Annotated in this window: 3 protein-coding genes; all 3 read right to left on the bottom strand. The window is 43.4% G+C overall.

The features are described from left to right. Positions 1-1,792: type V CRISPR-associated protein Cas12k (cas12k, locus tag ACKFKF_RS34480; protein WP_446871871.1), on the bottom strand; the 1,792-nt coding region annotated here is incomplete at its 3' end. Between the two features lie 37 nt (positions 1,793-1,829). Next, positions 1,830-2,180, bottom strand: coding sequence for a hypothetical protein (locus ACKFKF_RS34475; RefSeq protein ID WP_446871870.1), 351 nt, complete (start codon positions 2,178-2,180; stop codon positions 1,830-1,832). Between the two features lie 813 nt (positions 2,181-2,993). Beyond that, positions 2,994-3,989, bottom strand: a complete 996-nt coding sequence (locus tag ACKFKF_RS34470; protein WP_446871869.1) for a tyrosine-type recombinase/integrase — start codon at positions 3,987-3,989, stop codon at positions 2,994-2,996. Positions 3,990-4,074 lie beyond the last annotated feature (85 nt).

The raw sequence follows: 4,074 nt of genomic DNA, 5'->3' as shown, positions 1-4,074 counted from the left end.
TACGCCAACGCTTTAGTAAACGATAAGGCTGCAACTGAAGTTGACGTGTACTAATCTTGGGTTTGTAGCGGGTGCGTTTAGCCTTTTTAGCCTTTCCTGAATCTCCCGATTTCACTTTCCGCAACCGCTCCGGCTGATTGCGAAGCTTGAGACTCCGCTGCTCCAACAATTCGAGGCGCGAATCAATCAGCAAAGTTTCCACATCGCGGTAATCCAATATGGGCTGCTGTCCATCGGACACCACAACTCCCACAACATGCTCCCGACTAAATGCCACCTTCACTGCAATTTGTGGATTGCCACGGTACGCTGACTGGCTTGGACGTGGTGGCGGTGGATTACTCTCTAGTAGTTTGAGCGTGGTCTGATTCTTCTTGGTGACTCTGCTACGATTTTTCTGTGCTGAGAGGAGCGCCTCCTCGTCTTCGTTTGCCTCCTGCGTCTCCTCAGCTTCTACCAATCCTTTAAGGAATTTATGCATCAGCTCAATCTTTTCCTGACGCACCTGTTCGGTACCCTCAGCTGTTAACAACCGAGTATCAACTGTGACGTGCAAATAGAGGCGATGACTGTTCCAGGGTTTGTCACGGTTTTTCTCGGTTGAAAGTTTTTTATCTTCAGCCCACAGCAGGGTAGCCGAGCGTAAAGGATATAGCGCGAGTGAAAACTTCTCCTTCTTGTTTCGAGCTTTGTTGGCTTTGGAATCTTCAACAAACTGCCGAAATATTGGTAGTTGGCGGCGATCGCAATAGAGCCTTAATCGAACTTGGCTCAAGCCTTTACCCTTAAAGCTCACACAAATCCGCTTCTTTGCCTTCTTCCTCCGTCTGCGGATTCGAGTTCGCTTTGGACTTGAGTTGGGTGAGGTGTTGGAGCTTGAAGCAGTAGTCGCTGCCGTTTCCCACGACCATCTCACATCATCATTACTGCCTAAAAGAAGTGGGTAGGGCAAGGTTTCCAGTTGAGTTGAGAGATTAGCAACACGTTCAGGTAGCAAATCTTCCCAAGTCTCAAACTCCTCAATGCGGTTTTCAATTGAATCAGAGTCTCTTGGGAGAGAGATTGCTTCTTCAATAAACTGACTCGTCCGTTCTCCAGTAGGGTCACGTCCAATTGGCAATTGGCTGTTGAGTTGTTCTTGTAAACGTTCAATTTGAATTCGCTTTTTTGACAACCTTAAGGCAAGTTTTTCTGGGTCTTCCTCCTCGTAACTGACTTTGCAGTCGTTTCTTAGCAAATGTGCGATCGCCCGGTAGCTAAGTAAATCGTTACTCTTATCCAACAATTTGAACAAGAGACTCATTATTGAAGGAATATTGCTTGGTTCTTCCTCCTCATCAAGACACTCCTGACGTTTAGATTCGGCTTGCCCTAAAATTTGTGCCGCTCTTTCGCGAATCTCCTCCAAGCTGAAGGCTGTGGTTTCCGCAAGTTCCAAATCGTGTTCCGCAACATTTAACCACCGTTGTTTACCCTCACACCTGGCACGAAGCTTGTTTTGGATCGCAAAAATTGAGGCAAAAGTATACGACGTACAAAGGACAGCCGAAGTGTAAAACCGAGCCGGAAGACCTTTTAGAGAGCCATCCTCCTCCAACACTTTATTACAAAGCGCAGCTACTGCTTTTCGCGGTACTCGACCTTCTTTTCGCCAATCTGAAAACTTAGCATCCTTCGGCAATCGTTCAAGCAACTGATTGATCAGAAGAGTGTAGGTGATAAATAAATGCCACAAGTATTCCCGTGTTTCTTCTGTGGCGCAAAGCTGCGATCGAAGCGTTTTGATTGCCATAAAACCTCAGCCAACTCTCTATACAAAAATCGTTTTTCTAATATTCAGAAGGTAGAAAGATAGTCGTGTAAGCCTTATCTGCGAGAAAATCTAGGCAAGTAACGATCCAAATTTTGGTACCATTCCTCAACTTATAGATACTCATAATTGATCCATTCTGCTGGTTTTTAATTTGCAGGAGATTTAATTTCGCTGTGTTGTCACTCATGCCTGTCTGAATTTCGTCTTTAGAAAGTTGGATCTCCTCATAATTTCCTACTTCTCCCCAATCGCCTGATTGGTGTCGCTTGAGGTAATCAAAAAAATCTTCTTTACTCTCATAAAATGCTTGCATTGCCTGCTTTGTTACCGAGAGCTTCTCTGATGAGAAATGATAAATCTTACTCATGCTGAGTATGATGGCAACGGTTATTTCCACGCAATTTCGACTAAAGCCAATTTATATTGGCTTTAGTTTTCAACAGCAAATCACACAGAAAAGACACTTTAAAGGAGAGTGAGGTTTGAACGCGCTTAACATTTTTAGGAACAATTAAATATTTGAATGATTGAATTCAAATGTCAATAAGATCTAAATAGATATTTTCTATAGAGTAAATAGATTTTTATATATGATTAATTTCCATACTCTGAAAATTGCATTTTTTCGAGAAGTTAGTTGCAAATTAATTAAATTCAATTTGGTTGCTTTTGAGTTTTGAATAAATATAAAAAATCCTTGAACCCTTTGCCTGTAAAGGATCTTGTATAAATTTTTTGCTTCCAAATCTTCTTCTTTCCCTTACTCGATCTCAAGAATTTAGCCTTAGAAGTAAATTCTTTAAACCACGCTGTAATTGCCCACTAATTAGTCCTTTTTCTAAAAAAATGTCTTTCTTTGCAATTTTTCATGTGTATAAGTTCAGGTTTTTACCGCACTAGTGCGGTAAAAACTTAGATTGGAAAATAGATAAAAACAATAGGTCTGATTTTTGAGATAGCTTCCCTATAAGCCTTGAAGTTTTGGAGCAGACAAAGCATTTTTACCGCACTGGTGCGGTAAAGACATCTGATCAATTAGCTGCTCTTTAATTTAGTACAATAGTACTAAATTAAAGATTTTTCCTTTATCAGCAAAATATTTACTTATTCTTCATTAAAAATATTTATTTGGAATTTCTCGTAATTGGCGATTCAGCTTTTTAGCCGATGCTTCGGGCTTCTAGAGCGTTTCCTCCCCGATCGCTCTAAAGAAAGTATCCTCAGCTACTTTCAATCGCCTGCCCTTAATGTACCTCTCGAATACCTTCTCAGATTTATGCCCTGTTAAACTGCGGGCGAGCAAGCTATCGATACCCAGAGATATCAGCTCACTGGCGTAAGTGTGTCGGAAGCGATGAGGTGTTAAGTCTGGAATGCCCAACATTGTTCCCAGCCGAATTTTAGTGAAGTAATAGATTCCCTGGTATCCCAGCCTTTGCCCACCGCTGCGGAAATCATAGGACAGGAAAAGCGGGCTATCCTCCGTCAATTCCTCCTGTTGCGATCGCCGCCGCTCCAGATATGCCTCTATCTGCTTCCGCGCCTCTTGTCGTAGGGGAACGATCGCATCACTTTTATCTTTCTTGCGAAGAAACTTGAGGCGAACACCATCATAATTGCCAACGTTTAAGCCCGAAACGTCCTCCGCCCGCAAGCCGTGGGTTAAGACTGCCAGCAAAGCGCGATCGCGCAGGTCAATATCTTCTTTCCCTGAGACTGCCTGAAAGATTGCCTCCATCTGGTTGGGGTTCAAGTGGCGAGGAAGCGGGTCGCCCAATTTCTCAAATTTGACCCCAGCGGTTGGCAGGGTTTCAGATAGGCTCATGTAACCTGCCTGCTGAAACCATCGATAAAAACTCTTGAGGGCAGTCATTGCTTGATTGATTGCCGCAGGGGACAACGATTTTCCCTTACGGGTTCGGCACTCCTCCTTTAAATACTTCTTGAACTGAGCAAGGTCGCGTGGAGTGATCCTATGCCAAGCCTTCTCGCTCCACTCCATAAAGCGTTTCAGTTCAAACTGATAAGCCTTTTCTGTGTTAGGAGCAAAATTACTGGCTTGCAAAAACTCCTGAATCCGCTCAGATCGCAGGTCAGTAACTTCCGCGCTCGTCTCTGGGGTAGATTGAACCGGAATCAGACGAATGGGTGGAAGTGCTTGCTGCTCGGCTGCCATAAGGGGTTAATCCCAAGGGTTACAGACAAATGTGATTTTAATAATAAGTTGACCACAGCTTAAGGCAAAAGATGACCATTGCGGA

It is taken from the genome of Phormidesmis sp. 146-12 (assembly GCF_052939495.1).
This window is presented reverse-complemented; position numbering and strand designations above follow the sequence as displayed.

Coding starts and splice junctions, on each gene's coding strand:
- ACKFKF_RS34475 (WP_446871870.1), bottom strand. CDS start 2,180: ATGAGTAAGATTTATCATTTCTCATCAGAGAAGCTCTCGGTAACAAAG.
- ACKFKF_RS34470 (WP_446871869.1), bottom strand. CDS start 3,989: ATGGCAGCCGAGCAGCAAGCACTTCCACCCATTCGTCTGATTCCGGTT.